Raw genomic sequence first — 25,206 nt, forward strand, 5'->3', positions numbered from 1 at the left:
CGGTCCGGCCCACGCGCTCGGCGGACCGCGTCCAGGGGAAGCGCGGTCCGCCGATCCCCAGGGGGGGGCTTGGGGGTTGGGGACAACGGTGGATCCGTCGGAATTCGTCCAGGGGGAGACAAGATGACGGTGGTCGGAGACCACGAGGCCGGCCGTAGCCGCCATCGCCGCACCACGGGCACGACCACGACGATCCACTTCGACACCGGGGGGACCGAGGTCCGGACAGGGGACAACGGAGCCCCGGTGCCGGGTCCCGGCGGCTTTCCGTACGCCCTGTCACCGGCGTACGAGGAGGGGGAGGCCACCGGGACCCCGCTGCCGCTCTTCGCGGAGCGGCCCGCACCGCCGCCGCCCGAAGCGGGAGCCGTCGTCCCGCGGCTCAGCGCCGGGCTGCGGCTGCACGGTGAGTACCAGGGCTCGGGGTTCACCGAGCCCAAATACATCGCCCGCCGCGGCGACGGCCAGGTGGTGCAGCTCTCCCGGCTGCTCCACCTGGTCGCCTCCGCCGTCGACGGGCGGCGCGACACCCGGGAGATCGCCCGGGAGGTCAGCGCCTCGTTCGGCCGCGAGGTCAGCGCCGAGAACATCGGCTATCTGGTGGAGAACAAGCTCCAGCCGCTCGGCATCACCGTGCCGCCCGGCCAGGAGACCGACGAGGTCGACGGCCCGCGCTCCGACCTGCTGCTGGCCCTCAAGGGCCACCGCGTGATCTTCAACGAGCGGCGGGTCGCCGTCATCGCCCGCTCGCTGGTCTGGCTCCACCGCCCGCCCGTGGTGGCGGTCGTACTGGTGCTGGCCCTGGCCATGGACACCTGGCTGTTCGGCTTCCACGGCGCGATGACGCCCGTGCTCAACGTCCTCGACCAGCCGCTGCTGCTGCTCGCGGTCTTCGGGCTGACCGTCGCCTCGCTCGTCTTCCACGAGTTCGGCCACGCCTCCGCCTGCAGATACGACGGCGCGACACCCGGCTGCATCGGCTGCGGCCTCTTCCTGATCTGGCCCTCGATGTACACGGACGTCACCGACGTCTACCGCATCGGCCGCGCCGGGCGGATCCGCACCGATCTGGGCGGGGTCTACTTCAACGTCGTCTTCATGCTGCTGCTGACCGGGGCGTACTTCGCCACCGGCCAGCCCTTTCTGCTCTGCGCGGTCTACCTCGGCCACTTCGAGGTGCTCGAACAGCTGATGCCGGCCGTCCGGCTCGACGGCTACTTCATCCTCGGCGACCTCGCCGGAGTGCCCGACCTCTACGGCAAGATCAAGCCGATCCTGCTGAGCGCGCTGCCCTGGCGCGGCACCGACCCCGCCGTCGCCGACCTCAAGCCGAAGACCCGGGCCGTCGTCACCACCTGGGTGCTCACCATGGTCCCGCTGCTGGCCGCCGAGGTCGCCTACGCCCTGTGGAACCTCCCGCGCCTGGTCGCCACGGGCGTCCGCTCCCTCACCCAGCAACTCATCGGCACCTACGAGGCGTTCGCGGACGGGCAGTGGGCCGCCGGGCTCGCCGGTGTGCTGGGCAGCCTGATGCTGATCGTGCCGCTGGCCGGCATGACGTACCTGTCCGTCCGGCTCTCCGGACGGCTGGGCCGCAACGCCCTGCGCGCCACCTCCGGACGCCCCCGGCTGCGCGCCGCGCTCGTCCTGGGCGTCGCCGCCGTGGCCACCACCCTCGCCTTCGCCTGGACCAGCGGGGTCACGCCCAAGCCGCTGCCGCCCAAGCCGCCGATCGCGCCGATCCTCCAGCCCAACGTCCCCACCGTGGCGCCCGTCCCGGAGCCGGGCGAGGCCGCCGCGCCCCTTCCCGTCCCCGGGCGCATCCCCGGCGGTGCCGGCCCGGACGCGGCCACCCCCGCGCTCTCCCCGCTGCCCTGGCGCACCCCGCCGGCCGCGCCGGGGCTCCCCTCGCCGCCCCCGCCGGCCTCCCCGGCCCCGGCCGCCCCGGCGGGCCGGCCCGCCCCGGCCCCCAAGCCCTCCGCGGTCCCGGGCCCGGTCGTCCTGGCGCCCACCACCGCGCCCCCACTGCCCCCCGCACTGCCGTCCTCCCCGGCACCCAAGCCGGTGCCCTCCCCGGCCGCGACCGCGTCCCCGTCGGCCGCGCCCGTGCCGCCCGCCCCGGCCCCCGCGCCGACGGGCACCCCGGCCCCGGCACCCACCACCGCGGCCCCGGCGACCCCGGCGCCCTCGCCGACGGCGACGCCGGCCGCGACCCACTGATCCACCCGTCACCGTCGCTAGGAGCACTCCATGAACGCCTACCTCTCGCGCCACTTTCTGCGGATCGGTCTGCTGGCCGCCGGTCTCGCCGCGGCCGCCACCGGCCCGGCCCAGGCCGCCGAGGCCGTCGTCGTCACCCAGGACGGCGTCCGGACGACCGCGAACCACCGGCACCACGTCGACTACCGCGACAGCTTCACCGTCCACCAGTTCGGCTCGGTCGCGGCGGCCCGCGTCGGCAACCGCGCGGACGCCAAGTCGGTGGGGTGCACCGCCGACGACGCCTGCCGCTCGGTGGCCCTGTCCTTCCAGGTCATCACCCTTTCGGGGGAGCACGTCCGGCTCACCGCGGTCAACAACGGCCACGCCGTCAACGAGCACTGCGACGGCTGCCAGACCCTCGCGGGCGCCTACCAGTTCGTCGTCTCCACCGCCACGCCCGCCCGGCTCACCGCCGACGCCCAGCACCGGCTCGCCGACATCCACCGCAGGCTGGACGCGCTGGGCGCCTCCCGGCTGCCCGCCGCGGACCTCAAGCGCCAGGCGGACTCCCTGGCCGACGAGGTGAAGGCCCTGCTGTCCCGGCCCGGCTCACTGACCGCCGCCCACCCGGCGCGCCCGTCCGTGAAGGTCCACCGGCAGCTGGACGGCTGGCCGCAGCACTGACGTACGCGGGCCACTCGCGGGGCGCGGCACGACCGCGTCCCGCGCGGGCACGTGGAGATCATTCTTTGCTCGTTCCCTGGGCGATAATCACGGTCATGGAAGCGGATGGCCGTGCGCCGATCGCCGGGTCCCTCCGGCGGCTGATCGCCGATCTCGTCACGGCGGGGGCGGCGTATCCGCTCGTCCTGACCGGCGGCCTCGCCCTGCGGGCGCTCGGCCTGGTCGACCGGCCCGTGCGCAACGCGACGCTCGCCACCGACAGCCAGGAACCGCTGCCCGACCTCGTCGTGGCCCTGCGGGCGGCCCTCGCGGAGCGCGGCTGGCGGGTGGGGCACACCGAGGCCGACCCGCTGTCGGCCCGCTTCGCGGTGACCGACCCGGAGACCGGGGAGGAGCGCGCCGTGCTGCTCCTCAAGGAGACGGTCTGGCGCCCGCTCGTCCCCACCGGGCTGGGGCCCTGCCTGGCGGCCGAGGACGTCGTCGGCACCAAGGTCCGCGCCCTGGCCGCCCGGGGCTTCGCCCGCGACTTCATCGACGTCCACGCCGCCTCCGCCCACTGGCCGCCCGCCGAACTCGAGGAGTTCGGCAGGCGGCACGCCTGGGACGACGCCTTCGACCCGGCCGACCTCCGGGCCCGGCTGGACGGCGCCGACTGGATCGACGACCGCGAGTTCGCCGCGTACGGGCTCACGGAGGACCGGATCGCCGAACTGCGCGCCTGGGCGCGGGTTTGGTCCGACGACATCGGCGAACGGTTGCTGGAAGAGGCGCCGTACGAGGACGAGGAGCGGGACGAGGAACGGGACGGGAGCTAGGCGGCGGAGGGAGTCGTTCCCCTCACGGGGACGAGTCCTTCGTCTCGTAGCTGTCGGCGTCCACGGCCGTCCACAGCTGACCGTCGCCGCCGTTGCACGGGCTGACGTAGGTCAGGACGTGCAGCCCGGCGGCGGTCAGGCACTCCTGGTTCTCCACGTTGACCAGCCGGTAGCCGGCGCCCTCGGGAAGGACGCGCCACCGCTGGTTCGCCGCGGCGCCCTGGGGCGTTCCCCAGACCTGGGCCATGCGGTTCTCGCGGTTCATGTCCAGCACCTTCCCGTCGGTGGCGACGTTGGTGAAGGTGTAGCTGTCGTCCCCGTACTTGGTCGGCCGCCACTGCTGGGCACGGCTCGCGTTGATGTCCCAGGTGCCGACGCGATTGCCGTCGATGTTCCGGCTGTTGTCGTTGTCCAGGGCCGTGAAGCCGTTGCGCCACTGCACCTTCGCCGGCAGGGCGGCGGGCCCGGGCGGGTTCGGCTTCGCGGGGTCGGGCTTCGAGGGGGCCGGCTTGGCGGGGTCCTTGTCCTTGGAGGGGGCCGGGTCCTTGGAGGGGTCCGGTGCCGGTCGGCCGGCGTCGGGCCGGGAATCCCCGCCCGTGCCGTCGCCCGTCCCCTTCCGGTGGGGCTGCGCGGTGGCCGCCGGGTCGGGGACGGTGTAGCCGACGCCCGGCGAGGAGGGTCGCGTCAGGTCGGGCGTCGCGCCGCCGGACGCGGAGGGCGTGCCTCCGGAGGGGGTCGGACTGCCCCCGGGATGGCCGGAACTCGCGCTCGGCGAGGCGGCGGGGGAGGCGGACGCGCCGGGCGCGCCGGGCGCGGCGAGCGCCCGTGGCGCGGCGGGGGAGACGCCCGGACGGACGCTCCCGGCGTCCTCGGCGGTCGCCCGCGCGCGCCGCTCGCCGCTGTCCCGCAGGACCAGGGGGACGGCGACGGCGGTGGTGCTCGCCGCGATGCCGGCCACCACGAGCGCCCACACGAGGACCCGCCACCGGGCGCCCCCGATCCTCGGGGCGGTGATGGTCCCGGCGGTGGACGGCTCCGTGGCGGAGGACTCCGCGGCGGACGACTTCGTGGCGGAGGACGGCTTCGCGGCGGGGGCCGCGGCCGAGGAACCGTACGAGGAGAACACCACCACCGCGTCCCGCACGGCGGCCAGTTCACCGGCCATCGCGGCGGCGCTCTCCCACCGCTCCTCGGGCGCTTTGGACAGCGCCCGTCGCACGACTTCCCGCACCGGGACCGGGATGTCGTCCGGCAGTTCCGGCGGGGGCTCCGTGAGGTGTTTGAGGGTGATCTCGAAGGCGGTCGCGCCGTCGAACGGCACCCGCCCGGCCAGCATCTCGTGGAGGACCACGCCGACCGAGTAGAGGTCGGCGGCGGGGGTGACCCGGCCCCGGGCGGCCTGTTCGGGCGCCTGGTACGGGGCGGTGCCCAGCCGTGTGCCGGAGGCGGTGAGGCGGGGCGAGAAGTCGGGCAGCGCGATGCCGAAGTCCGCGACCAGGATCCGGTCGTCCCGCAGCAGCAGGTTCGACGGTTTGACGTCGCGGTGGACGATCCCGGCACCGTGCGCGGCGCGCAGGGCCTCCAGGACCTGTACGGCGAGGTCCAGCGCCCGCTCCGGGGGCAGCGCGCCCTCGCGGCGGAGCAGCGCGTCCAGTGACTCGCCGGTGACCAGCTCCATCACCAGGAACGCGGTGGGCTCGCCGGTGCCCCCGGCCTCCGGGGGCTCCTGCCCGTAGTCGTACACCGAGACGATGCCGGGGTGGTTGAGCTTGGCCATGGCCGTCGCCTCGGAGCGGAACCGCTCGGCGAACGTCGTGTCGTCCTCCACCGGCGAGCGGAGCAGCTTCACGGCGACCTGCCGCTCCAGGACGGAGTCCCACCCCGTCCACACCGTCCCCATGGAACCGCTAGCGAGCCGTTCGGCCAGCGTGTACCGCCCGGCAAGGGTTCTACCCCGCACTTTTCCCCACCCTGTACGACCGCGTTCGAAAGTAGCCGAAAAAAGCCAAAGGAAACTGAAAGGAAATGATCGGTGCGGCCGGGGGTGCAGAATACCCTCCACTTAGAGGAAATCACGACAGGTATGGCTGAATTCATGGCAATCGGAACGAGCGCGCCGGAAGCGCCCGAGGGGCTGTGCTTCTCCGTTCTGGGCCCGCTGCGGGCCTGGCGGAGCGGGGCCGAACTGCCGCTCGGACCACCGCAGCAGCGCGCCATGCTGGGCATGCTGCTGCTGAGCGGGGGCCGGACGGTCTCCGCCGACCGGCTCATCGACGCCCTGTGGGGCGAGGAGCAGCCGCACTCGGCCCTCGGCACGGTGCGCACCTACGCCTACCGGCTGCGCCGGGTGCTCGGCGCGGACGTCCTGACCTCCGAGTCCGGCGGCTACCGGCTGCGCGTCGCCGCCGACCGCGTGGACGCCACCCGGTGCGAGGAGCTCGCCGCCGAGGCCGCCGCCCGTCGCGCCGACGGCGACGCGGAGGGCGCCCTGCGCCTCCTGGAGCGGGCCCTGGACCTGTGGCGCGGCGACGCGCTGCTCGCCCTCCCCGGCCCGTACGCCGAGCGGCAGCGCACCCGGTGGAACGAGCGCAAGGTCGAACTGCTGGAGAATCGGCTGGAGATCGACCTCGAACAGGGGCGCCACCGCGAGGTCGTCGAGGAGCTCGCCGGGCTCACCGCCGCGTACCCGCTGCGCGAGCGCTTCGCCGAGCTGCGGATGACCGCCCTGTGCCGGTCCGGCCGGCAGGCCGACGCGCTCAAGGCGTACGACGAGGCGCGCCGGGTGCTGGCGGAGGAGGTCGGGGTCGACCCCGGACCGGCCCTGCGCGAGCTCCACCGGCGCGTGCTCGCCGCCGACCCGGACCTGGTGCCCGCCGTCCCGGCGCCGCGCACGCCCGACACCCGGCCCCTCGACGGCCGGCGGCCGGCCCGCGCGGAGGCGGCACCCGCCCCCTGGCCGCTGGCGCCCCGGCAACTGCCCTTCACCGCGTCCGACTTCACCGGCCGCGAGGCCGAGACGGCCACCGTGTCCGAGGCGCTGCTGCGGCCCGACGGCATGCCCGTGGTGGCGATATCCGGCCTCGGCGGCGTCGGCAAGACGGAGCTCGCCGTGCGCACCGCGCACCGACTGGCCGACGCGTTCCCCGACGGCCAGCTCTACGCCGTCCTGCACGACGACGACGGACGGCCCACCCCGCCCGAGGAGATCCTGGAGGGCTTCCTGCGCGCCCTCGGGGTGCCCGCCCAGGCGGTGCCCGCCGGGCTCACCGAGCGGACGGACCTCTTCCGTTCGGCGGTGGCGGGCCGCCGGGTGCTGATCGTGCTCGACAACGCCCGCAACACCGAGCAGATACGCCCGCTGCTGCCCGGCGGCCACGGCTGCGCGGTCCTGGTCACCAGCCGCACCCGGCTCGACCCGCTTCCCGGCATGCGCTTCGTCGCCCTCGGCGTGCTCACGCCCGAGGAGTCCCTCGAACTCTTCACCCGCGTCGTCGGCGCGGACCGGGTCGACGCCGAAGCGGAAGCCGCGCGCCGCGGCGTGGCGGCCTGCGGCCACCTCCCGCTCGCCATCCGCCTCCTCGCCTCCCGGCTCGCCTGCCGGCCCGCCTGGCGGATCGGCGGCGTCGTCGAGCAGTTGGAGGACGAGCACGACCGGCGCCGCCTGGACGTCCTGCGCTCCGGCACCGTCGACGTGGAGACCGCCTTCCGCTTCAGCTACGAGCAGCTGGACGCCGCGCAGGCCCGCGCCTTCCGCCTGCTGGCCGCGCTCCGGCTCCCGAACCTCCCGCTGGACGCCGTCGCCGCCGTCCTCGAACTGCCCCGCTACGAGGCCGAGGACCTCGCCGAATCACTGGTGGACTGCTCCCTGCTGGAGACGCCCGCCCCCGAGCGCTACGGCTACCACGACCTGCTGTCCGCCTTCGCCCAGAAGCTGTGCGGCCCGGAAGGGGAGCCGGAGCACGTCCGCGCGGCGCTCGGCCGGGTGGTCCGCCGCTACCACGGCGACCCCGGTATCGACCCCTGCGACGTCGCCGCCGTGCTCCAGCGGTACGCCGAGGGGACGCCCACCGCCGGACCGGAGCTCGGGGCCGCCGCCGAGCTGCTGCTCGACAGCACCCTCCGGCACGACTGCGGCCACGCCACCCGCCGGCTCGGCCGGGCCGCCCTCGCCCTCCTCGGCGCCGCCCTCGCCGACGGCGACCCGGCCGTCGAGGCGCGCGTCCGCCTCGCCCTCGGCCGGCTGCTCCTGGAGATGGGCACCGCCACCACCCCCGCCCTCGCCGAACTGATCGCCGCCCGCGACCTGTGCGTCCGCCACGCCCTGCCGCCCGTCGTCCACGCCCACGCGCACAGCGCGCTGGGCGCCTGCTTCGCCCGGGCCGGCCGGCACGAGGACGCCGCCGACGCCTTCCGGGCCGCCGCCACCCTCCACGACGCCCTCGGCTCGACCGCCGCCGTCGTCCCCGAACTCCTGGGCCTCGCCCGGTCCCTGGCCACCGGGGGCCGCGCCGACGCCGCCGGGAACGCCGCCGCCACGGCCCGCGCCCTGTGCCGCACCCTGAACGACAGCGGCCTGGAGGCCCTCGCCCTGAGCACCCTCGGCACCCTCGCCGAGGAGCGCGGCGACCTCGACGGGGCCGCCGGCCACTTCCGCGGCGCCCTCGCCCTGCTGCGTCCCGAGGAGCTCCGCCGCACCGGCCGCACCCTGATGAGCCTCACCCGCGTCCTGCGCGCCGCCGGCCGCGCCGCCGAGGCTGCGGACGCCGCCGCCCGTGCCGTGGACGCCTTCACGGCCGACGGCGACCAGTACGGCGCGGGCCTCGCCCTCGCCGAACTCGGCCACGCCACCGCCCGCCTCCCCGACCCCGACACCGCCCGGCTGCACTGGTCGGAGGCGCACGCGGTGCTCGCCCGCATCGGCGCCCCGGAGGCCCGCACCCTGCGCGAGCTCAGCGGCGACCTCGACCGCTCGGTGCGCACGGAGCCCTGGCCGTCGTGGACCCCGGTGCGGGGGTGAGCGGAAAACGACGAACCCCCAGGCCGACGGCCTGGGGGTTCGGTACAGAGCGGGCGACGGGAATCGAACTCGCGCCCCGAGCTGGGGAATCACGGGCGCTCGCAACGCTCTCATGCGTCTGACCTGCGGCGATGGAAGGTTTGTGCGGTCGCAGGACAGCGGCGCCCGCGTCAGTGGCGTTCCTCCTCTTCCCGCTCCTCCGCCTCCTCCTCTTCCATGAAGCAGATGCCGTCATGGGTGAGCGAGACGGTGGCGGGTGTGCTGTGCGAGGTCCAGTCGACAGCGATCAGGCCCGCGTCCGCCAGGTAGGCGCAGGCGGCCGAAAGGTCCTCGTCGGGCATGGGCAGCCGGTCCCGGAGCGCTGCCCCGCTGACCTCCGGACGATTGAGTTCGACGGCCGCGTACAGAGCTTCAAGGACCGCTCTGCGATAGGCCCTGCGTTCACCCAGTGTCGTCATGACGTCGCTCTCCGGGCCGCGGTGGACGCGCTTCGCCCGCCTCGGCGCGGTCGCCGGCCGGCGACCGGCTGGCCGCCAGCCAGGACCGCGCGGGCTCCGCCGGGTGTGCGGTGTCGACGGTGAGGTGAAGCCGGGTTCCTCCGTCCTGGCCGGCGGGGTAGCTGCGCTGCTCGGTTGAGGAGAAGCAGCGACGGAGCACCTCCGCGACACGACGGCAGACCTCCGGCGTCGCGCCGACGATACGGACCTCGGCGTGGGCCACGGAGGACGGCTGCTCGTTGTTCATGGCGTACCTCCCGCGGCGCAGTGCCGCTTTCGGCATGCCCCCTTTGCATCGTATGCCCGGGCACGTGTGCTCTGCGCGGCCGACTCGGTCTCCCCACAGGAGGCTCCGGACAGGATGCCCCACGCGCGTGGCCCGCGGCGTAGCGTGGAGAGCGGCGGACTCGGTATCCGCCGCTCCGTGGACCCGCGACGGGCGGAACGATCATGGCTGACTCCGGTACACCCCCTGCCTCCGGGCTGCCGCCGGGCACGCTCAACGAGGACGTCAAGCCGGGGACCGCGCTCCTCCGGTTGGAGACGACGCGATCCCGCGAGGGCATCCTCGACGGAGCGTGGTGGCCGCGGTCGCGTGACATCGCGACCGAGCTGCCCGCTCTGGTGAGCGCTCTCACCGAGCACCTCGGCCCGATCACCCGCGTCGGGCTGGATGCCACGGCCTGGGACGAGCTTCCGACCCGGCTGGTCGTCGACGACCGAGTGGTGCACCTCGACTCCTTCCCGGTCGGTGACGACACCGTGCTGATCACCCGGGGCGAACAGGACCACTTCTCGCTGCTGGTGGTGCCACCGCACGCGACCCCGCAGGCGGCGCGCGCCGCGATGTCCCAGGCCGTCCGGGCCGGCAACGTCACGCAGGCGGCACGGATTCTCATCAACACCGGAACCGGTCGGAAATCCTCGACCTGACGTCATGCCATGCGAACCCCCGAGTCGCCGGCCGGCCCTCGGAGAAGGCTGCGATGAGCTACCAGCACTCCGACGGCGAGCGGCAGCAGGAGGTCGCCGCGGGCATCGACGCCAGGGCCCGCGCCCGCCCCCCCCGCGCGTCCGCAGCCAGTGGCCGTTCGGAGCACGGTGGTGGGTACGGTCATGCGCCGGCGTCGAGGCCGAGTTCGGTGAGGAGCTCGCGGACGCGTCGCTCGATCTCGTCGCGGATGGGGCGCACGGCCTCGACGCCCTGCCCGGCGGGGTCGTCGAGCTTCCAGTCGAGGTAGAGCTTGCCGGGGAAGACGGGGCAGGCGTCGCCGCAGCCCATGGTGATGACGACGTCGGACGCCTGGACCGCGTCGGTGGTCAGCAGCTTCGGAGTCCGGGCGGAGATGTCGATGCCGACCTCGCGCATCGCCTCGACCACGGCCGGGTTGACCGTCTCGGCGGGCGCGGAGCCTGCGGAGCGGACTTCGACGTGCCCTCGGCCGAGGTGGGTGAGGAAGGCGGCGCCCATCTGGGAGCGTCCGGCGTTGTGGACGCACACGAAGAGCACCGAGGGCTTGGCGGAGTCAGACACGGGCGGAACCTTCCGGGGCGGTGGCCGGGTGGCCGGTGGGGGACGGCGGGAAGTAGCGGCGGGCGGCGAGTGCGACGTACACCAGGCCGATCAGGACGGGTACCTCGATCAGCGGGCCGACGACCCCGGCGAGGGCCTGGCCGGAGGAGGCGCCGAAGGTGGCGATGGCGACCGCGATGGCGAGCTCGAAGTTGTTGCCCGCAGCGGTGAACGCCAGGGTCGTGGCGCGCGGGTGGTCCAGGCCGGCCGCGCGGCCCAGTGCCATCGATCCGGCCCACATGACGGCGAAGTAGACCAGCAGGGGCAGCGCGATCCGGGCGACGTCGAGAGGCCGGGAAGTGATGGCGTCGCCCTGAAGGGCGAAGAGCACGACGATGGTGAACAGCAGCCCGTGGAGAGCGAACGGCCCGATGCGGGGGATCAGCTTCGTCTCGTACCAGGTGCGGCCCTTGGTCTTCTCGCCGAGGCGGCGGGTGAGGTAGCCGGCGGCGAGCGGGATGCCGAGGAAGACCAGCACACTGCGGCCGATCTCCCCCACCGAGATGTGCAGGCCGGTGGTCTGAAGACCGACCCAGCCGGGCAGGACGGAGAGGTAGAACCAGCCCAGGGCGGAGAACGCGAGGACCTGGAAGACCGAGTTGAGGGCGACGAGGACGGCGGCGGCTTCGCGGTCGCCGCCGGCGAGGTCGTTCCAGATGATGACCATGGCGATGCAGCGGGCCAGCCCGACGATGACCAGGCCGGTGCGGTACTCGGGCAGGTCCGGCAGGAACAGCCACGCCAGCGCGAACATCACCGCAGGGCCCAGCACCCAGTTCAACAGCAGCGATGGCACGAGAAGGCGGCGGTCGCGGGTGACGGCATCGAGACGGTCGTAGCGGACCTTGGCCAGAACCGGGTACATCATCACCAGCAGGCCGAGCGCGATCGGCAGCGAGACCCCGGTGACGGTCACCTTCGCCAGCGCATCGCCCAGGCCGGGCACGAGACGGCCCAGGCCGAGGCCGACGCCCATCGCCAGGAGGATCCAGACGGCGAGGTAGCGGTCGAGGAAGGACAGCCGGGCCGCCACCGGGGCGGTGGTCGTGCGGGTCACGATGGGGCCTCTGCCGGCTCGGGCAGGGGCCGGCCGGCGGGGCGGGTGAGGATGCCGGCGAGGCGGTCGGTCATCTCCGGCAGCAGCCGGTAGTACACCCACGTCCCGCGCCGTTCGGAGGCGATGAGCCCGGCCTCGCGCAGGAGCTTGAGGTGGTGGGAGATCGTCGGCTGGGACAGGTCGAACGCGGGGGTGAGGTCGCATACGCAGACCTCCCCACCGGCCCGGGAGGCGATCATCGACAGTAGCCGTAGCCGCGCCGGGTCGCCCAGGGCCTTGAAGACCTTCGCCAGCTCCACCGCCTGATCCTCGGCGAGCGGCGCGGTCAGCAGGCCGGGGCAGCAGCCGCCGGGGCCGTCCTGCCCGGGCGTCACGGATCCTTGATTCGACATGTTTCTATGTTGACGTCTATCGATTCAAGTCGCAAGCTTGTATCGAAGTCGATCGATACAGCACAGCGAGGCTGGCCAGGACGCTCGCCTGGACCGCCTCGGCGTCTCGGAGAGGCAGGGGATGCCTGCCGCACCGGTGATCAGCCCTCCGGCGACGAGCAGGCGTCGGCTGTCGCCGGCTGTCGGTGTGGTGCCTGACCTGGAAAGGGTGGTGCCGGTGCGGCGAAGGAGCCCTGCCGTGTCGTCAACTGGGCTTGGGAAAGGCGAATTGGCGTTCGGCGAGAAGTCTGGACAACGACGAACCCCCAGGCCGACGGCCTGGGGGTTCGGTACAGAGCGGGCGACGAGAATCGAACTCGCGCTCTGAGCTTGGGAAGCTCATGTTCTACCATTAAACTACGCCCGCGCGAAGGCCCCTCAGGGCCTCGCATCGTCGCACACTCTACCCCATCGAAGGTCTCCGGCGCACTCGCCCGGGGGCCTTCCTGTCGTGTGAGGGCGCTGTGGGGGCGATGGGGACACCGGCGTGGCGGGCGGGAGTTGGGGCGTACCGTGGGGGGATCGGCAAACGGCGAGGGGTGTCGGGGTGCCGCGTTCCGGCCGGTCCGAAACATCCCCTAATGTGGCTTTTGTCGTTCACGTACCTGGGGAAAGGGAGCTCTATGGAGCGCACCGTCGTCCGTTGTGCCGAGGGGCACGTGTTCAGCACCGCTTCGTTCCCGATGCAGAATCTCGGACCCGGCCGGCTGGGCCCCGGACGGCTGCTGCGCTGCCCCCGCTGCGCGCGGCTGCGGCACTCCGTCCCCGTGGCGCCCGAGAAGAACTGACGCCCGGCGCGGTCTTCGATCATCGGCCCCTGCCCCGGCCCGTCCGGGGCCGGGGCCGCGTTGTCAGGTTGTCCGGCTTCTTTGCGTATCCTCGACACGTGCTTCTCTCAGACAAGGACATCCGGGCCGAGATCGACGCCGGCCGTGTGCGGATCGACCCGTTCGACGAATCGATGGTGCAGCCGTCGAGCATCGATGTGCGGCTTGACCGCTACTTCCGGGTGTTCGAGAACCACCGGTACCCGCACATCGACCCCGCGGTCGAGCAGGCGGACCTCACGCGTGAGGTGGTACCGGAGGGCGACGAGGCGTTCATCCTGCATCCGGGCGAGTTCGTGCTGGCCTCGACGTACGAGGTGATCACGCTTCCCAACGACGTCGCCTCGCGGCTGGAGGGCAAGTCCAGCCTCGGCCGTCTCGGTCTGCTGACGCACTCGACGGCCGGCTTCATCGACCCGGGCTTCTCCGGGCACGTGACGCTGGAGCTGTCGAACATGGCCACGCTCCCGATCAAGCTGTGGCCGGGGATGAAGATCGGCCAGCTGTGCATGTTCCGGCTGACGTCACCCGTCGAGCATCCTTACGGGTCCGCGAAGCACGGTTCCCGCTACCAGGGACAGCGCGGGCCCACGCCCTCGCGGTCCTTCCAGAATTTCCACCGCACGCAGGTCTGACCGTCCACAGCCACGACGGTCCAGGGAACAAGGCGAAGAGCAACGTGAGCGAGATCCGCGAGAACCTGACCTACCCGATCTTCGGGCAGGCCATCCGTGAGCTGGCACAGACCATCGCGGACGACGGCTACGAGCCGGACATCATCCTGTCCATCGCCCGTGGCGGCGTCTTCGTCGCCGGCGGTCTGGCCTACGCCCTGGACTGCAAGAACATCCACCTGGTGAACGTCGAGTTCTACACCGGTGTGGGCACCACCCTCGAGATGCCCGTCATGCTCTCGCCCGTCCCGAACGCGATCGACTTCTCGAACAAGAAGGTCCTCATCGCGGACGACGTCGCCGACACCGGCAAGACGCTCAAGCTCGTCCACGACTTCTGCCTGGAGCACGTCGCCGAGGTGCGCAGCGCGGTCATCTACGAGAAGAGCCACTCGCTCGTGAAGTGCGAGTACGTCTGGAAGAAGACGGACGAGTGGATCAACTTCCCGTGGTCGGTCGAGCCGCCGGTGGTGCGCCGCGAGGGCCAGGTCCTCGACGCGTAAGGCGTAGCGGTACGTACGGCAAAGGGCCCGCCGAATCGGCGGGCCCTTTCACGTACGTACGTGCCCCGTCAGGGGCGCGGGGCTGTGTCGTCGTGCGGCTGCCGCCGCGTGGGCGCGACCAGCCACTGCCGGCCCGCAGACAAAACCCGGCGGAACGCTAAAGCGTGCCGAGCTTGATCAGCGACAGCAGCGCCACCAGCTGGATCGCCGACGCGCCCAGCGCCCGCGGCCACGGGAGGTCGTGCGACTTGCTCACCATGGACGTCAGCAGCGCGCCGCCCGCCAGCCAGGTGGCCCAGCCGAGCAGCTGGACGAGGGTGCTGTCGCCGCCGAGGAACATCGCGAAGAGCAGCCGGGGCGCGTCCGTGATCGACATGATCAGCATCGACAGGCCGACGGTCGGCTGCCATATGCCGTCGCCGCCCAGCTGCCGGGCGAGGGTGTGGGTGACCGCGCCGAGGATCAGCCCGGCGACGACCATGATCACGCCGGTGATCAGCACGGCGGGCAGCACGTCGGCGAACGAGGCGTGCAGCACGTCCGCGCGGGCCTTGTCGAAGCCGAAGACGGCGAGCAGGCCGTAGACGAACGTGACGATCAGGGCCGGCGCCCACACCTGGTGGTCCCGCATCTGCCAGAAGGTGGCCGTCGGGCGCAGCACGATGCCGGTCAGCAGGTCCTTCCAGTGCAGCCGGGGACCGGGCGGCGTCGGGGGCGGGCCGGCGGGCCCGTCGCCGTAGCCTCCGCCGTAACCGTCGCCCGCGCCGTAGGCGTCCGGCGCCTCGCCGACGCTGAACTGCTGGGTGCGGCCCGCGTCCTGCCCGTAGTACGGGTCCTGGGGGTAGCCCTGCGGGGCCTGCGGCTGCTGGTACGGCTGCTGCTGCGGCTGTCCGCTCCCGCCGAAGTACTCCGGCTCCTCGTAGCCGCCCTGCCCCTGCCACTGCCGCTGGTCCCCGTAGCCGCCGCCGGGCGCGCCGGAGTGTCCGGGCGCGCCCTGGCCACCGCCGTACGGAGCCTGCTGTCCTTGCCACGCGGGCCCGGGGCCCTGCGCGTCCCGTCCGCGTCCCATCCTGAATCCAGCCACGCCTTCGAACGTACCCGCTCCGGAGAGCGACCGGAGCCGCCCATGGGTGAACGGACCGGGCTTTGCGGCCGAGCTGTGACATCCCCTAGGGGAAAACCCAGGGGAGGCCCAGGGGGAACGTCCTCTACCGCTTGGGCAGCCAGCGGTCGGGCGAGAGCAGCTCGTCGGCGCCCACGTTGCTGATCATGCGGCGAAGGACGGTGAGGGCGGCGACGTACTCCTCGTCCGTGATGCCGGCGTGGATCTCCGCGCGCACCCGGCGCACGACCTCGAAGATGCGCTCCTTGGCCTCGCGGCCGGCGTCGGTCATCACGTAGCGGTCGTCGGTGCCCTCGGTCAGCCAGCCCCGGGCGACGAGGGCGTACAGGGCCTGGTCGATCTCCTCGGGCCGGTGGTCGAGGTTGACGGTGAGCGCCACGCGCAGCTCCTGCCGCGTCAGCCCGCCCTCGACGAGGGCGGTGCGGTTGAGCACCCACCACTGCGGCTGCGTCACGTCCTGCGTGGCCAGGGCGGCCCGGATGTGGGTGATGACGGCCTTGTGGGCGGCGTACGTCCAGTAGCCGACGGGCTGTCCCGCGAGGTTGCCGTCGTCGGACTTGGGGGTGGTGAGCTGGGTGTTCTGCGGCGTCGTCGTCATGTCTTCGACAGTAGGACCTCAAGCATGGTTGAGATCAAGTGTGTTCGCTGCCACTGACGAAGGCCGGGCCCCGCGATCGCTCGCGGGGCCCGGCCTCGTACACGGTGCGGAAGCGGTTACTTCACCGGCTCCGGGTCCGGCTCCGGCGCGTCGGCCGGCTCGCCGTCGCCCTCCGGGGCGGCCGGGGTCTTCACGGACTCCAGCAGCAGCTGGGAGACGTCGACGACCTGGATGGACTCCTTGGCCTTGCCGTCGTTCTTCTTGCCGTTGACCGAGTCGGTCAGCATGACGAGGCAGAAGGGGCAGGCCGTGGAGACGATGTCCGGGTTGAGGGACAGCGCCTCGTCCACGCGCTCGTTGTTGATGCGCTTGCCGATGCGCTCCTCCATCCACATGCGCGCGCCGCCGGCGCCGCAGCAGAAGCCGCGCTCCTTGTGACGGTGCATCTCCTCGTTGCGCAGGCCCGGCACCTTGGCGATGATCTCGCGCGGCGGGGTGTAGACCTTGTTGTGGCGGCCCAGGTAGCAGGGGTCGTGATAGGTGATCAGGCCCTCGACCGGGGTGACGGGGATCAGCTTGCCCTCGTCGATGAGGTGCTGCAGCAGCTGCGTGTGGTGGATGACCTCGTACTCGCCGCCCAGCTGCGGGTACTCGTTCGCGATGGTGTTGAAGCAGTGGGGGCAGGTCGCGACGATCTTCTTCTTCGCCTTCGGCTTCTTGGTGGACTCGTCCTCGGAGTCCTCACCGAACGCCATGTTCAGCATCTCGACGTTCTGCTGGCCGAGCTGCTGGAAGAGGAACTCGTTGCCCAGACGGCGGGCCGAGTCACCGGTGCAGTTCTCCTCGCCGCCCATGATGGCGAACTTCACGCCCGCCATGTGCAGCAGCTCCGCGAAGGCCTTGGTGGTCTTCTTGGCGCGGTCCTCCAGGGCGCCGGCGCAGCCGACCCAGTAGAGGTAGTCGACCTCGGTGAGGTCCTCGATGTCCTTGCCGACGACCGGGACCTCGAAGTCGACCTCCTTGGTCCACTGCAGCCGCTGCTTCTTGGCCAGGCCCCAGGGGTTGCCCTTCTTCTCCAGGTTCTTGAGCATCGTGCCCGCCTCGGACGGGAAGGAGCTCTCGATCATCACCTGGTAGCGGCGCATGTCGACGATGTGGTCGACGTGCTCGATGTCGACGGGGCACTGCTCGACGCACGCGCCGCACGTGGTGCAGGACCACAGCACGTCCGGGTCGATGACGCCGTTCTCCGCGAGGGTGCCGATCAGCGGGCGCTCGGCCTCGGCCAGGGCGGCCGCCGGGACGTCCTTCAGCTGCTCGGCGGTGCCCTTCTCCTCGCCCTCGGCGTCCTTACCGCCACCGGCCAGCAGGTACGGCGCCTTGGCGTGCGCGTGGTCGCGCAGCGCCATGATCAGGAGCTTGGGGGAGAGGGGCTTGCCGGTGTTCCAGGCGGGGCACTGCGACTGGCAGCGGCCGCACTCGGTGCAGGTGGAGAAGTCGAGGATGCCCTTCCAGGAGAACTCCTCGACCTTCGAGACGCCGAAGACGGCGTCCTCCGCCGGGTCCTCGAAGTCGATCGGCTCGCCGCGGCTGGTCATCGGCTGGAGCGCGCCCAGCGCCACGTCACCGTCGGCCTCGCGCTTGAACCAGATGTTGGGGAAGGCCAGGAAGCGGTGCCAGGCGACACCCATGTCCGTCTTCAGCGCGACCGTGATCATCCAGATGAAGGACGTCGCGATCTTCAGCCCGGCGAAGAAGTAGGTGAGGTTCTGGAGGGTGGAGACGTCCATCCCCTCCAGCCACGAGACGACCGGGTAGGAGAGGAAGAACGACGCCTCGTAGCCGTCGACGTGGTGCTGGGCGCCCTCAAGGGCGTGCAGCATGTAGATGCAGACGCCGACGATGAGGATGACGGACTCGACGAAGTACGCCTGGCCGGTGTTGGAGCCGGCGAAGCGGGACTTGCGGCCCGCGCCGCCCGGCCGGTTCAGCTGCCGGATGACGATGAGCGCCAGGATGCCGAGCACGGTCATCGTGCCGATGAACTCGACGAAGACGTTGTAGGGCGCCCAGTCGCCGATGACCGGCAGGAGCCAGTCGGCCTTGAAGAGCTGCCCGATGGCGTTGACGATGGTCAGCAGCAGCGAGAAGAAGCCCACCGCCACGAACCAGTGCGCGACGCCGACGACGCCCCACTTGTTCATCCGGGTGTGGCCGAGGAACTCCTTGGCCACCGTGACCGTGCGCTGTACCGGTTCGTCGGTGCGGGTGCCCGCCGGTACGGGCTGGCCGAGCCGTACGAAGCGGTAGATCTGGAAGAGGGCACGGCCGAACAGCGCTACGCCGACCGCGATGAGGACCAGCGACACGATGATCGCGGCGAGTTGCATGGGAGGGCTCCTCGGACCTGCGGGATAGAGCGGGGATGGAGGATTGGAGCGGGATTACCAATCGGTAACTTATCCAGTCCGTTCGAGACTACTCACTCTCGCGCGCGCGATATACCCGCATCGCCGGTGATCTGCGTCGCGCAGGCGACCCTTCGCAGCGCCCTAGCACCCCTGGGTGACTGTAAGCCCGACATAAAAGCTGAGCGGGGTTGACTCAGGTCTGTTGACAGGTTTGCCTCCCTGTTGCACCCTTGAGTCTGTTCCACTCAAGTCAGCTGGAGGAATCGACATGGCACGTGCGGTCGGCATCGACCTGGGTACGACGAACTCCGTCGTCAGTGTTCTCGAGGGCGGTGAGCCCACCGTCATCACCAACGCCGAGGGCGCCAGGACCACGCCGTCCGTCGTCGCCTTCGCGAAGAACGGTGAGGTGCTGGTCGGCGAGGTCGCCAAGCGCCAGGCCGTCACCAACGTCGACCGGACGATCCGCTCCGTCAAGCGCCACATGGGCACTGACTGGAAGATCGAGATCGACGGCAAGACCTTCAACCCGCAGCAGATGAGCGCCTTCATCCTGCAGAAGCTGAAGCGCGACGCCGAGGCCTACCTGGGCGAGAAGGTCACCGACGCGGTCATCACTGTTCCGGCGTACTTCAACGACTCCGAGCGTCAGGCCACCAAGGAGGCCGGCGAGATCGCGGGCCTGAACGTCCTGCGCATCGTCAACGAGCCCACCGCGGCCGCCCTGGCCTACGGCCTCGACAAGGACGACCAGACCATCCTGGTCTTCGACCTCGGTGGCGGCACCTTCGACGTCTCGCTGCTGGAGATCGGCGACGGCGTCGTCGAGGTCAAGGCCACCAACGGCGACAACCACCTCGGTGGTGACGACTGGGACCAGCGCGTCGTCGACTACCTGGTCAAGCAGTTCGCCAACGGCCACGGCGTCGACCTGTCCAAGGACAAGATGGCCCTCCAGCGCCTCCGCGAGGCCGCTGAGAAGGCGAAGATCGAGCTGTCCTCGTCCACCGAGACCTCGATCAACCTGCCCTACATCACGGCCTCCGCCGAGGGCCCGCTCCACCTGGACGAGAAGCTCACCCGCGCCCAGTTCCAGCAGCTGACCGCGGACCTGCTGGAGCGCTGCAAGACCCCGTTCCACAACGTCATCAAGGACGCGGGCATCGCCCTGTCCGAGATCGACCACGTGGTCCTGGTCGGCGGTTCCACCCGTATGCCCGCCGTCGCCGAGCTCGTCAAGGAGCTGACCGGCGGCCAGGAGGCCAACAAGGGCGTCAACCCGGACGAGGTCGTCGCCATCGGCGCCGCCCTGCAGGCCGGTGTGCTCAAGGGTGAGGTCAAGGACGTCCTGCTCCTCGACGTGACCCCGCTGTCCCTCGGTATCGAGACCAAGGGCGGCATCATGACCAAGCTGATCGAGCGCAACACCACGATCCCGACCAAGCGCTCCGAGATCTTCACGACGGCCGAGGACAACCAGCCGTCCGTGCAGATCCAGGTCTACCAGGGCGAGCGCGAGATCGCGGCGTACAACAAGAAGCTCGGCATGTTCGAGCTGACGGGCCTGCCGCCGGCCCCGCGCGGCGTCCCGCAGATCGAGGTCGCCTTCGACATCGACGCCAACGGCATCATGCACGTGACCGCCAAGGACCTGGGCACGGGCAAGGAGCAGAAGATGACCGTCACCGGCGGCTCCTCGCTGCCGAAGGACGAGGTCAACCGCATGCGCGAAGAGGCCGAGAAGTACGCGGAGGAGGACCACAAGCGCCGCGAGGCCGCCGAGTCCCGTAACCAGGGCGAGCAGCTCGTCTACCAGACGGAGAAGTTCCTCAAGGACAACGAGGACAAGGTTCCCGCCGAGGTGAAGACCGAGGTCGAGACCGCCGTCGCCGAGCTGAAGGAGAAGCTCAAGGGCGAGGACACGGCCGAGATCCGCACCGCCGCCGAGAAGGTCGCCGCGGTCAGCCAGAAGCTGGGCCAGGCCATGTACGCCGACGCCCAGGGCGCGGCCGGTGCCGCGGGCGCCGCGGGTGCCGCCGGCGGTCAGCAGGCCAAGGCCGAGGACGACGTCGTCGACGCCGAGATCGTCGACGACGAGAAGCCGAAGGGCGGTGCGTCGGCGTGACGGAGGAGACCCCGGGCTTCGAGGAGAACGAGAAGCCTGAAGGCACCTCCGACGCCACGACCCCCGACGACGCGGCGAAGGCTGCCGGGTCCGCCGACAAGGCGGCCCCGGCCGGCCCGGCCGCCGGCGAGGAACTCGTCGAGGTTGGCCTCCAGGCACAGCTGGACCAGGCGCAGGCCGCGCTGGGCGAGCGGACCGCGGACCTCCAGCGGCTCCAGGCCGAGTACCAGAACTACCGTCGCCGGGTGGAGCGGGACCGGGTCGCGGTCAAGGAGGTCGCCGTGGCGAACCTCCTGTCCGAGCTCCTCCCCACCCTCGACGACATCGGTCGCGCCCGCGACCACGGTGAGCTGGTCGGCGGCTTCAAGTCCGTCGCCGAGTCGCTGGAGACGGTCGTCGCCAAGATGGGCCTCCAGCAGTTCGGCAAGGAGGGCGAGCCCTTCGACCCGCTGGTGCACGAGGCGCTGATGCACAGCTACGCGCCCGACGTCACCGAGACCACGTGCGTGCAGATCCTGCAGCCGGGGTATCGGATCGGCGAGCGGACCATCCGCCCCGCGCGCGTCGCGGTGGCCGAGCCGCAGCCGGGCGCCGGCCCCAAGGCCGAAGAGTCGTCCGACGAGGAGAGCGGTGGCCCGGAAGAGGGCTGACGCGATGAGTGACGGGAAGGAGGGGCGCCGGGGATGAGCCTCAGCAGGGACTTGCTGGAAAAGGACCTCTACAAGGTCCTCGGCGTCTCCAAGGACGCCACCGAGGCGGAGATCAAGAAGGCGTACCGGAAGCTCGCCCGCGAGTTCCATCCGGACGCCAACAAGGGCGACGCCTCGGCCGAGGAGCGCTTCAAGGAGATCTCCGAGGCGAATGACGTCCTTGCCGACCCCAAGCGTCGCAAGGAGTACGACGAGGCCCGCGCCCTGTTCGGCAACGGAGGCTTCCGTGCCGGGCCGGGTGGCGGCGGCTCGTTCAACTTCGACCTGGGCGACCTCTTCGGGGGCGCCCAGGGCGGCGCCGGAGCCGGCGGCTTCGGCGGTGGCGGGCTCGGCGACGTCTTCGGCGGCCTCTTCAACCGGGGCGGTGGCGGCAGCGCCCGCACCCAGCCCCGGCGCGGCCAGGACATCGAGTCCGAGGTCTCGCTCAACTTCACCGAGGCGGTCGAAGGCGCCACCGTCCCGCTGCGGATGTCCTCCTCGGCGGCGTGCAAGGCGTGCTCCGGCACGGGCGACAAAAACGGTACGCCCAGGGTCTGCCCGACGTGTGTCGGCACCGGCCAGGTGTCGCGCGGCTCGGGCGGCGGCTTCTCGCTGACCGACCCCTGCCCGGACTGCAAGGGCCGCGGGCTCATCCCCGAGAACCCCTGCGACGTCTGCCACGGCAGCGGCCGGGCCAAGTCCTCCCGCACCATGCAGGTCCGCATCCCCGCCGGGGTCTCCGACGGCCAGCGGATCCGCCTGCGCGGCAAGGGCGCCCCGGGCGAGCGCGGCGGCCCCAACGGCGACCTCTATGTGGTCGTCCACGTCGGCACCCACCCGGTCTTCGGGCGCAAGGGCGACAACCTCACCGTCACCGTGCCCGTCACCTTCACGGAGGCGGCCCTCGGCGGCGAGGTCCGGGTCCCCACCCTCGGCGGCCCGCCCGTCACCCTCAAGCTGCCCGCCGGCACGCCCAACGGCCGGACGATGCGCGCCCGTGGCAAGGGCGCGGTCCGCAAGGACGGCACCCGCGGCGACCTCCTGGTCACCGTCGACGTCGCCGTCCCCACCCAACTGAGCGACAAGGCCCGGGAAGCCCTGGAGACCTACCGCGAGGCCACAGCGGACGATGACCCGCGCGAGGAGCTCTTCCAGGCCGCGAAGGGAGCGTGACCCATGGAAGGAATCGGCCGCCGACGCCATCCGTACGAGCTCACTGATGAGTCGCCGGTCTATGTCATCTCCGTGGCGGCCCAGCTGTCGGGTCTCCACCCGCAGACCCTGCGGCAGTACGACCGCCTCGGCCTGGTCTCCCCCGACCGCACGGCCGGGCGCGGCCGCCGCTACTCGGCGCGCGACATCGAACTCCTGCGCCAGGTACAGCAGCTGAGCCAGGACGAGGGCATCAACCTCGCGGGCATCAAGCGCATCATCGAGCTGGAGAACCAGGTCGCTGCGCTGAGCGCCCGCGTCGCCGAGCTCCAGTCCGTCGTGGACGGCGCGGCCGCGGCGATGCAGCAGCGGGAGGCGCAGGTCCACGCGTCGTACCGCCGGGATCTGGTCCCGTACCAGGACGTCCAGCAGACGAGCGCGCTCGTCGTCTGGCGCCCGAAGCGGGAGCAGAAGAAACACTGAGCCGTGTGTTCACGGCGGGGCCGCCATCCGGAGACGGGTGGCGGCCCCGTGCCGTTTCAGGCCCACGCGGCGGGCACGCGCCGGCTGATCTCGCACCAGACGGTCTTGGACTCCTCGCCGTACAGATCGCGGTGCAGCGGGGTGTAACCCCACCGGTCGGCGAGCGTCTGAAGGACGCGGAGGCCACGCCCGTCACTGTCGAACGGCCGCGTCGTCGTGCGGATCGTCGGTGTCCGGGCACCGTTGTCCCGCACGGCCAGCCGGAGGCTCTCCCACTGCGACCAGGCGAGCGTCAGCTCGGCGGTGCCGGCGGTGTGGACGATGGAGTTCGTCAGCATCTCGCCCGCCAACAGCTCGGCGCGACCGGTCAGTTCACGGATGCCGTGCGCGGTGAGCGCGGCCCGGATGGACGCGCGGGCGACCTGTACGGCGCGGGCGTCGTGGGGGATGAGGAGCCGGTACTCGAAGGGTGCGGATTGCGGCAGCATGTCGCCTCCTGCGGTGGGGTGTTGGCGGCCGAGCCGCCGGTGTCGATGCCGCGTTTGCCCATGCGGGCATGGCGGTGCGCTTCCGGGGGCGGCCGGTTTTGCCGCTGCGTGAGCGGCGCGCGACTCAACGTAGGGGGCTAGGTATCCCCCATGCAATCGATTCGGTGAGGTTCGCCCCATCGGGGCACGGCGTGGCATCGTGGCGTCCGCACGTGCTGACCGCAGGGAGACTGGCCTCATGCCGCCCAGGAACAACCCCACCGCGCGACAGGCGCGGCTCGGTGCCGAGTTGCGCAAGATGCGCGAGCGCGCGGGTCTTACAGCTCGCGAGGCCGCTGCGCGGCTGGGCGTAACGCCGATGCGGATGAGCCATATCGAGATCGGCCGCCTAGGTGTCGGCGAGGAGCGTCTGCGTAAGCTGGCGGCTCAGTATGAGTGTGCGGATCAGGCTCTGATCGATGCCCTCGTCGGTATGACGGGGCGACAAGGTCGTGGCTGGTGGGAGAAGTTCCGGGGATCGGCTTCCCTCGTTTCCCTGGACCTCGCTGAGTTGGAGTGGCATGCGCGCAGCTTGAGGTCACTGCAAGTGGTCCATATCCCTGGGCTCTTGCAAAGCGAGGGACACGTACGGGCCCTGTACAACAACACGCTGCCCGAGCTGTCGGCCGGGCAGATCGACGCCATGGTGGAGTTCCGGACGCGCCGCAGGCGGGTCTTCGATCGTGACGATCCCCCGAAGCTGGACGCAGTAATTCACGAAGCAGCGCTGCGCATCAGGGTGGGTGACCGCAAGCTGGCGCACGAGCAGCTCCACCTGCTGCTTGAGCTGTCCGAACGGCCCGAGGTGACCGTGCGAGTGATTCCCTTCGAGCGGGACGGCTTTACGGAGGCGTCGTTTCCGATGCTGTACGCGGAAGGGCAGGTTCGGCAGCTGGATACGGCTCAGTTCGATACCGTGCACGGCAGCGTCTTCGTGCACGATGAGAAGGACCTCGTCGGCTACCGAGCCGTCCTCGACGCGGTGAAGAGAGCTTCGCTGCCCTCGGCCGAGTCGCGGGACTTCATCCTCCGCATTGCTCGTGATTTGTAAAGGTCCTGAAATGCAGCAAGTTTCCTGGCAGAAGAGCTCCTACTCGGCATCCACGACGAACAACGAATGCGTCGAGGTCGGCGCCGCCGCAAACGAAACCGTCGCCCTCCGCGAGAGCGACGCACCCGGCACGGTCATAGTGACCGCACCCGGCGCGTTCGCGGCACTCATACGCACCGTAAAAGCGGCGGCGCTCCGCGCCTAGCGCGCGTGGCGAAGAGCCGCATCGAGCGCGTGGCGGAACGCGTCCAGGCGGCTGCGGCCGGGGCTGAAGACCGGCATCTGCCGCACGATCGAGCGAACCGCATCCGGCGCGTGCTCGATCGCCCAGCGGATCTCCTCGTCACCGGCGGCGGCGCCGGCCACGCGCTCACGCGCGAGCGCGCCGTACATCGCGGACGCGAGGGCGTGTTTCGCCTGGTGGGGTGAGGCGAGGGCGTGGATGTAGGGGGCCGCCGCCGCGTAGCCCGCGGCGCGGGCCGCGGCCGTGGCGGCCGGGTCGCCGGCGTCCCGCGCTGCGGCGAGCGCGGCGGTGGCGAGGGCGCGCAGGGGCCCCTTGCGTATCTCTTCGCGCGCGTAGGCGCGGATGCCTTCGAGGGCCTCGCGGGGGCGGGTGTCGGAGGGAGCCGTCGCCTCGAACAGCGGCAGCGCCCGCTCGGCGCAGTCGGCGGCCCAGAGTCCCAGAAGCCGGCGGCCCTCGTCGCTGATGGTCACCTCGGTCACCCGCACATCCTGCCGCAGCGCGTTCCTCCATGAGAGGGGCCCAC

At 71.6% G+C, this 25,206-nt stretch carries 25 protein-coding genes and 1 tRNA gene; 14 read left to right on the forward strand and 12 right to left on the reverse strand.

Annotated elements, in window-relative coordinates; translation table 11 throughout:
• Window positions 1–123 precede the first annotated feature (123 nt).
• The 3 genes from IE096_RS25845 (at window position 124) to IE096_RS25855 (ending at window position 3,701) form a co-directional block, all read left to right on the forward strand.
• The gene (locus IE096_RS25845) at window positions 124–2,220 is read left to right on the forward strand and encodes a hypothetical protein (protein ID WP_229820613.1); all 2,097 of its coding nucleotides are present in this window, start codon (window positions 124–126) and stop codon (window positions 2,218–2,220) included.
• 30 nt (window positions 2,221–2,250) lie between these two features.
• Window positions 2,251–2,886, forward strand: coding sequence for a hypothetical protein (locus IE096_RS25850; RefSeq protein WP_189455680.1), 636 nt, complete (start codon window positions 2,251–2,253; stop codon window positions 2,884–2,886).
• Between the two features lie 95 nt (window positions 2,887–2,981).
• Complete coding sequence (locus IE096_RS25855; protein ID WP_189455682.1) at window positions 2,982–3,701, forward strand: nucleotidyl transferase AbiEii/AbiGii toxin family protein; 720 nt, start codon at window positions 2,982–2,984, stop codon at window positions 3,699–3,701.
• A 22-nt stretch (window positions 3,702–3,723) separates the two neighbouring features.
• On the opposite strand, the gene IE096_RS25860 is transcribed toward IE096_RS25855, so the two are convergent.
• Window positions 3,724–5,661: a serine/threonine protein kinase gene (locus IE096_RS25860; RefSeq protein ID WP_189455684.1), complete on the reverse strand. Its 1,938-nt coding sequence runs from the start codon at window positions 5,659–5,661 to the stop codon at window positions 3,724–3,726.
• Window positions 5,662–5,796: 135 nt separating this feature from the next.
• Between IE096_RS25860 and IE096_RS25865 the strand changes: the two genes are divergently transcribed.
• Window positions 5,797–8,718: an AfsR/SARP family transcriptional regulator gene (locus tag IE096_RS25865; protein ID WP_189455686.1), complete on the forward strand. Its 2,922-nt coding sequence runs from the start codon at window positions 5,797–5,799 to the stop codon at window positions 8,716–8,718.
• A gap of 170 nt (window positions 8,719–8,888) precedes the next feature.
• Here the strand turns inward: IE096_RS25865 and IE096_RS25870 are convergent, their stop codons facing one another.
• Window positions 8,889–9,176, reverse strand: coding sequence for a hypothetical protein (locus tag IE096_RS25870; protein WP_189455688.1), 288 nt, complete (start codon window positions 9,174–9,176; stop codon window positions 8,889–8,891).
• The gene (locus IE096_RS25875; RefSeq protein WP_189455690.1) at window positions 9,160–9,462 is read right to left on the reverse strand and encodes a hypothetical protein; all 303 of its coding nucleotides are present in this window, start codon (window positions 9,460–9,462) and stop codon (window positions 9,160–9,162) included. Before IE096_RS25875 ends, IE096_RS25870 begins: the two co-directional genes overlap by 17 nt.
• Window positions 9,463–9,665: 203 nt before the next feature.
• Here IE096_RS25875 and IE096_RS25880 point away from each other — a divergent pair, with 203 nt between their 5' ends.
• Window positions 9,666–10,148, forward strand: a complete 483-nt coding sequence (locus IE096_RS25880) for a DUF5994 family protein (RefSeq protein ID WP_189455692.1) — start codon at window positions 9,666–9,668, stop codon at window positions 10,146–10,148.
• A 181-nt stretch (window positions 10,149–10,329) separates the two neighbouring features.
• Here IE096_RS25880 and IE096_RS25885 read toward each other — a convergent pair whose 3' ends face one another.
• The 4 genes from IE096_RS25885 to IE096_RS25900 all read right to left on the reverse strand — a co-directional run bounded on the left by IE096_RS25885 (window position 10,330) and on the right by IE096_RS25900 (window position 12,643).
• The gene (locus tag IE096_RS25885) at window positions 10,330–10,749 is read right to left on the reverse strand and encodes an arsenate reductase ArsC (protein ID WP_189455694.1); all 420 of its coding nucleotides are present in this window, start codon (window positions 10,747–10,749) and stop codon (window positions 10,330–10,332) included.
• Entirely contained in the window at window positions 10,742–11,845 is a 1,104-nt protein-coding gene (gene arsB / locus IE096_RS25890; protein ID WP_268248351.1) for an ACR3 family arsenite efflux transporter, read from the reverse strand. Before arsB ends, IE096_RS25885 begins: the two co-directional genes overlap by 8 nt.
• Window positions 11,842–12,237 carry an ArsR/SmtB family transcription factor gene (locus IE096_RS25895; RefSeq protein ID WP_189455696.1) on the reverse strand — a complete coding sequence of 132 codons (396 nt, stop codon included), beginning with the start codon at window positions 12,235–12,237 and terminating at the stop codon, window positions 11,842–11,844. The genes arsB and IE096_RS25895 overlap by 4 nt, the downstream gene beginning before the upstream one ends.
• A gap of 335 nt (window positions 12,238–12,572) precedes the next feature.
• Window positions 12,573–12,643: transfer RNA gene (locus IE096_RS25900), tRNA-Gly, on the reverse strand.
• A gap of 256 nt (window positions 12,644–12,899) precedes the next feature.
• Between IE096_RS25900 and IE096_RS31615 the strand changes: the two genes are divergently transcribed.
• From IE096_RS31615 to IE096_RS25910, 3 genes are all read left to right on the forward strand, one after another.
• Window positions 12,900–13,064 carry a hypothetical protein gene (locus IE096_RS31615; protein ID WP_229820615.1) on the forward strand — a complete coding sequence of 55 codons (165 nt, stop codon included), beginning with the start codon at window positions 12,900–12,902 and terminating at the stop codon, window positions 13,062–13,064.
• A gap of 98 nt (window positions 13,065–13,162) precedes the next feature.
• A complete protein-coding gene (gene dcd / locus IE096_RS25905; protein WP_189455697.1) occupies window positions 13,163–13,738 on the forward strand; it encodes a dCTP deaminase in 576 nt (191 codons plus the stop codon).
• Between the two features lie 44 nt (window positions 13,739–13,782).
• Window positions 13,783–14,280, forward strand: a complete 498-nt coding sequence (locus tag IE096_RS25910; RefSeq protein WP_087927366.1) for a phosphoribosyltransferase — start codon at window positions 13,783–13,785, stop codon at window positions 14,278–14,280.
• 157 nt (window positions 14,281–14,437) lie between these two features.
• Here IE096_RS25910 and IE096_RS25915 read toward each other — a convergent pair whose 3' ends face one another.
• The 3 genes from IE096_RS25915 to IE096_RS25925 form a co-directional block, all read right to left on the reverse strand.
• Window positions 14,438–15,364, reverse strand: a complete 927-nt coding sequence (locus IE096_RS25915) for a Yip1 family protein (RefSeq protein WP_373298204.1) — start codon at window positions 15,362–15,364, stop codon at window positions 14,438–14,440.
• 124 nt (window positions 15,365–15,488) lie between these two features.
• Window positions 15,489–16,001: a MarR family winged helix-turn-helix transcriptional regulator gene (locus tag IE096_RS25920; RefSeq protein WP_189455699.1), complete on the reverse strand. Its 513-nt coding sequence runs from the start codon at window positions 15,999–16,001 to the stop codon at window positions 15,489–15,491.
• Between the two features lie 116 nt (window positions 16,002–16,117).
• On the reverse strand, window positions 16,118–18,391 hold the full coding sequence (locus IE096_RS25925) for a (Fe-S)-binding protein (protein ID WP_189455701.1): 2,274 nt from the start codon (window positions 18,389–18,391) through the stop codon (window positions 16,118–16,120).
• A 289-nt stretch (window positions 18,392–18,680) separates the two neighbouring features.
• Between IE096_RS25925 and dnaK the strand changes: the two genes are divergently transcribed.
• From dnaK to IE096_RS25945, 4 genes are read left to right on the forward strand one after another with little or no spacing between them, the layout of a single operon-like run.
• Window positions 18,681–20,537: a molecular chaperone DnaK gene (gene dnaK, locus IE096_RS25930; protein WP_189455703.1), complete on the forward strand. Its 1,857-nt coding sequence runs from the start codon at window positions 18,681–18,683 to the stop codon at window positions 20,535–20,537.
• Window positions 20,534–21,187 carry a nucleotide exchange factor GrpE gene (grpE, locus tag IE096_RS25935; RefSeq protein ID WP_189455705.1) on the forward strand — a complete coding sequence of 218 codons (654 nt, stop codon included), beginning with the start codon at window positions 20,534–20,536 and terminating at the stop codon, window positions 21,185–21,187. The genes dnaK and grpE overlap by 4 nt, the downstream gene beginning before the upstream one ends.
• Before the next feature lie 33 nt (window positions 21,188–21,220).
• The gene (dnaJ, locus tag IE096_RS25940; RefSeq protein ID WP_189455706.1) at window positions 21,221–22,399 is read left to right on the forward strand and encodes a molecular chaperone DnaJ; all 1,179 of its coding nucleotides are present in this window, start codon (window positions 21,221–21,223) and stop codon (window positions 22,397–22,399) included.
• 3 nt (window positions 22,400–22,402) lie between these two features.
• Entirely contained in the window at window positions 22,403–22,861 is a 459-nt protein-coding gene (locus IE096_RS25945; RefSeq protein ID WP_126914928.1) for a heat shock protein transcriptional repressor HspR, read from the forward strand.
• Between the two features lie 56 nt (window positions 22,862–22,917).
• Here IE096_RS25945 and IE096_RS25950 read toward each other — a convergent pair whose 3' ends face one another.
• On the reverse strand, window positions 22,918–23,349 hold the full coding sequence (locus IE096_RS25950) for an ATP-binding protein (RefSeq protein WP_189455708.1): 432 nt from the start codon (window positions 23,347–23,349) through the stop codon (window positions 22,918–22,920).
• A gap of 238 nt (window positions 23,350–23,587) precedes the next feature.
• Here IE096_RS25950 and IE096_RS25955 point away from each other — a divergent pair, with 238 nt between their 5' ends.
• Window positions 23,588–24,439: a helix-turn-helix domain-containing protein gene (locus IE096_RS25955; RefSeq protein WP_189455710.1), complete on the forward strand. Its 852-nt coding sequence runs from the start codon at window positions 23,588–23,590 to the stop codon at window positions 24,437–24,439.
• A 10-nt stretch (window positions 24,440–24,449) separates the two neighbouring features.
• A complete protein-coding gene (locus tag IE096_RS25960) occupies window positions 24,450–24,644 on the forward strand; it encodes a DUF397 domain-containing protein (protein WP_189455712.1) in 195 nt (64 codons plus the stop codon).
• Here IE096_RS25960 and IE096_RS25965 read toward each other — a convergent pair.
• The gene (locus IE096_RS25965) at window positions 24,641–25,162 is read right to left on the reverse strand and encodes a putative immunity protein (protein ID WP_189455714.1); all 522 of its coding nucleotides are present in this window, start codon (window positions 25,160–25,162) and stop codon (window positions 24,641–24,643) included. The genes IE096_RS25960 and IE096_RS25965 overlap by 4 nt on opposite strands.
• Between the last annotated feature and the right edge of the window lie 44 nt (window positions 25,163–25,206).

The sequence above is a fragment of the Streptomyces abikoensis genome, assembly GCF_014648775.1.
Taxonomy (GTDB): Bacteria; Actinomycetota; Actinomycetes; order Streptomycetales; family Streptomycetaceae; genus Streptomyces; species Streptomyces abikoensis.

Excerpts from the sequence above, each read along its gene's own strand:
- dnaJ (WP_189455706.1), top strand. The coding sequence starts at position 21,221 with ATGAGCCTCAGCAGGGACTTGCTGGAAAAGGACCTCTACAAGGTCCTC.
- IE096_RS31615 (WP_229820615.1), top strand. The coding sequence starts at position 12,900 with ATGGAGCGCACCGTCGTCCGTTGTGCCGAGGGGCACGTGTTCAGCACC.
- IE096_RS25865 (WP_189455686.1), top strand. The coding sequence starts at position 5,797 with ATGGCAATCGGAACGAGCGCGCCGGAAGCGCCCGAGGGGCTGTGCTTC.
- IE096_RS25845 (WP_229820613.1), top strand. The coding sequence starts at position 124 with ATGACGGTGGTCGGAGACCACGAGGCCGGCCGTAGCCGCCATCGCCGC.
- IE096_RS25880 (WP_189455692.1), top strand. The coding sequence starts at position 9,666 with ATGGCTGACTCCGGTACACCCCCTGCCTCCGGGCTGCCGCCGGGCACG.
- dnaK (WP_189455703.1), top strand. The coding sequence starts at position 18,681 with ATGGCACGTGCGGTCGGCATCGACCTGGGTACGACGAACTCCGTCGTC.
- IE096_RS25955 (WP_189455710.1), top strand. The coding sequence starts at position 23,588 with ATGCCGCCCAGGAACAACCCCACCGCGCGACAGGCGCGGCTCGGTGCC.
- IE096_RS25945 (WP_126914928.1), top strand. The coding sequence starts at position 22,403 with ATGGAAGGAATCGGCCGCCGACGCCATCCGTACGAGCTCACTGATGAG.
- IE096_RS25850 (WP_189455680.1), top strand. The coding sequence starts at position 2,251 with ATGAACGCCTACCTCTCGCGCCACTTTCTGCGGATCGGTCTGCTGGCC.
- IE096_RS25855 (WP_189455682.1), top strand. The coding sequence starts at position 2,982 with ATGGAAGCGGATGGCCGTGCGCCGATCGCCGGGTCCCTCCGGCGGCTG.
- IE096_RS25920 (WP_189455699.1), bottom strand. The coding sequence starts at position 16,001 with ATGACGACGACGCCGCAGAACACCCAGCTCACCACCCCCAAGTCCGAC.
- IE096_RS25925 (WP_189455701.1), bottom strand. The coding sequence starts at position 18,391 with ATGCAACTCGCCGCGATCATCGTGTCGCTGGTCCTCATCGCGGTCGGC.
- IE096_RS25875 (WP_189455690.1), bottom strand. The coding sequence starts at position 9,462 with ATGAACAACGAGCAGCCGTCCTCCGTGGCCCACGCCGAGGTCCGTATC.
- IE096_RS25950 (WP_189455708.1), bottom strand. The coding sequence starts at position 23,349 with ATGCTGCCGCAATCCGCACCCTTCGAGTACCGGCTCCTCATCCCCCAC.
- IE096_RS25895 (WP_189455696.1), bottom strand. The coding sequence starts at position 12,237 with ATGTCGAATCAAGGATCCGTGACGCCCGGGCAGGACGGCCCCGGCGGC.
- IE096_RS25960 (WP_189455712.1), top strand. The coding sequence starts at position 24,450 with ATGCAGCAAGTTTCCTGGCAGAAGAGCTCCTACTCGGCATCCACGACG.
- IE096_RS25870 (WP_189455688.1), bottom strand. The coding sequence starts at position 9,176 with ATGACGACACTGGGTGAACGCAGGGCCTATCGCAGAGCGGTCCTTGAA.